Origin of the sequence: Natronobacterium haloterrestre (genome assembly GCF_900112205.1) — an archaeon.
Classification (GTDB): domain Archaea; phylum Halobacteriota; class Halobacteria; order Halobacteriales; family Natrialbaceae; genus Natronobacterium; species Natronobacterium haloterrestre.
This window is the reverse complement of sequence record NZ_FOKW01000028.1, coordinates 1-2368: the sequence shown is the minus strand read 5'-3', so window position 1 is coordinate 2368 and position 2368 is coordinate 1. Positions and strand designations below refer to the sequence as shown.

At 50.8% G+C, this 2368-nt stretch carries 5 protein-coding genes; all 5 read left to right on the top strand.

The genetic code is table 11. The features are described 5' to 3' along the window. Positions 1-185: 185 nt before the first annotated feature. The 5 genes from BM113_RS21675 (at position 186) to BM113_RS21655 (ending at position 2284) form a co-directional block, all read left to right on the top strand. Positions 186-428 (top strand): hypothetical protein, encoded by a 243-nt coding sequence (locus BM113_RS21675; RefSeq protein ID WP_089790197.1) that lies wholly within the window; start codon positions 186-188, stop codon positions 426-428. 127 nt (positions 429-555) lie between these two features. Then, complete coding sequence (locus tag BM113_RS21670; RefSeq protein WP_089790195.1) at positions 556-822, top strand: DdfA family disk-determining factor; 267 nt, start codon at positions 556-558, stop codon at positions 820-822. A 111-nt stretch (positions 823-933) separates the two neighbouring features. Then, positions 934-1581 carry a helix-turn-helix domain-containing protein gene (locus BM113_RS21665; RefSeq protein WP_089790193.1) on the top strand — a complete coding sequence of 216 codons (648 nt, stop codon included), beginning with the start codon at positions 934-936 and terminating at the stop codon, positions 1579-1581. Between the two features lie 83 nt (positions 1582-1664). After that, the gene (locus tag BM113_RS21660; protein ID WP_089790191.1) at positions 1665-1997 is read left to right on the top strand and encodes a DUF7344 domain-containing protein; all 333 of its coding nucleotides are present in this window, start codon (positions 1665-1667) and stop codon (positions 1995-1997) included. Between the two features lie 68 nt (positions 1998-2065). Then, on the top strand, positions 2066-2284 hold the full coding sequence (locus BM113_RS21655; RefSeq protein ID WP_089790189.1) for a response regulator: 219 nt from the start codon (positions 2066-2068) through the stop codon (positions 2282-2284). Positions 2285-2368 lie beyond the last annotated feature (84 nt).

The window sequence follows — 2368 nt, the reverse complement described above, 5'->3', positions numbered from 1 at the left end:
TTCCGTGAAATTGTCCTCATGTTCGCCATCATCAACATAGAAAAGCTCTGTGAGCCTCTCTAACTACCATTCAGAAGCTATTCAACAAAGCAGAAGAAAAAGGCATCGTCACCGGCTACCAGCCGACGATCGACTACGAGAAAGCCGGGCTCGATCATCACCTCCTCCTCACCGCGACAGCTCCGATGGACAAACGTAGCCAGCTCGCAGAGCAGGCACTCGACATTCATGGGGTTGTCACGGTTCGGGAACTGCTGACCCACCATCAGAATATCGAGCTCGAAATTGCGACCTCCACACGAAAGGAAATCGAAGAGACGCTTAATGAGTTGGCTGAGTTGGGCCTTGAGATTGTTCGTAATGAACTACTCAAGCGCGAACTCCACAAGCCTGCTGATAACTTCGGTAAAGAGGTCGCAGAGGACTAACTACTTTTAATTCTAATTTCTCCGTATATAACCCGACGATAGGGGTTTTGGAACTCTAATTCAAGTACACTCTTCGAAATAACAGCGAGCAGACACATTTATCAACGTCAGTGACCTGGGTTCGGTAATGAGTTCAACAGCGACGCACCAGCCACTCAGTCAAGCCATCGTGGAAACCATAGCTGAAAATGAGGACGTTGATCCTCTCGCTCTCGATCCTCTCTATGAAGTGATCGACCCTGATGCATTGGATTCGCTGTTCACAGAGACAAATAGATCACCTCGCTCAGACGGGAAGATAACCTTCGAGTACGCCGGTCACACAGTCGTCGTCAACAGCGATGGAACAGTCAGACTCGCCGATGAACCAACATCTGTTGAAGAACCCCTTTAGCTCTCTTAGTGAGCTGCCCACGGCTAGGGTATACTAATCTGCGTCAACCGGTATTCTACGGGAATAAAGGTGAGCGGAAGATTCATCCGCTCATCGACTCTACCGACTGCAATGAGTGTCGTAGGTGACTTCACGGTTTCTGCCCCTACTTTTGGCCTTGCCGAATCCCTCGAAGCAGCGCCCTCACTGACTGTCGAACTTGATCGACTCGTAGCTCACAGCCGCAAATGGATTATGCCATTTCTCTGGGTCTCGGGACCAGAATCCAAGTTTGATCAGTTCGACGCAGCGGTAGCCAGTGATCCATCAGTCCAGCGGTTCGACGTAACTGATCGGTTCCCCGACTCGCGGTTGTACAAAATGACGTGGAACCTCGAGGTCGCTCGCACTGTAGACACGGTTCTCGACCACGAGGGAGTGATTCTGGAGGCGACTGGACAAGGAGAGAAATGGCAATTGAAAGTTCGGTTTGCCGATCGTGAGCGGTTAGCGGAGTTCCACTCTCATTTCAGAACTAATGGAGACGTCGTTCTGGAGCAATTGTTTTCACCAACTGAGCCACACGGTGGCGCGTTCAACCTAACGACGAAGCAACGTGATGCTCTCGTTGCAGCCTACGAGGGCGGCTACTACGAAGCACCCCGAGAAGCAACTGCAACCGAACTGGCTGATGACTTTGGCCTCTCCCAGCAGGCGTTTTCAGAGCGATTGCACCGCGGGACTTCCAAACTCATCGAAAATACCCTCTTGACAGGATGATTCCAATTTGAGTATTTAAGCGCCCTGTCTATCTCCCCTACTAAGCTATATCCGGTGGATACCTAATAAGGGCGAGAGTCAGAATGGAATACGCCCTACCCACATCCTGCGAGCCAGATATGCTGTTCGAGATTCTTGCCGATCCCCGTCGTCGCCATCTAATTGCAGTTCTCAGAGGGTACGATCGGACTGACCGAGTCTTCGTCGACACCCTGAGTTCTCGGCTTGCCGCACGCGAGAAGGCAACTTCCGAGACAACTGACGAGATCGCTCTTACGCTTCACCATCAGCATCTTCCAAGGCTCGACGAGGCAGAACTCATCAGATACGAACCAACCAGTAAAATGGTCGAATTCACTGACATCACTGATGATCAATCCGTTATCGACTTCGCCACGGTCATTGAGGATTACTGATCGTCCGTGTTTTATAGAGTGTACAGATCGGCGGTTCTCGAATCCCTGGGGGACGAATCAAACGGGGTATGACTTCACCAGAACCTTCCGAGAGGCGTGCCGTAGAAATACTGTTGATTGAGGCGAATCACGGTGACGTGAGACTCATAAAAGAGTTGTTCGCTGACGCAGGTATTACGAACGAAATTCATGTCGTCTACGACGGCGACGAAGCCCTCGATCTCATCCATCAACACGGGGGGTACACGGACGCTCCGCTACCAGACATCATTCTTCTGCTCTGTTGAATAGCGATCTAATCCGCCGATATCACTAGCTTAGAAGGATGAAGCCGAGGAATTCGATTCTGTCTATGGAAATCGATATCCTCG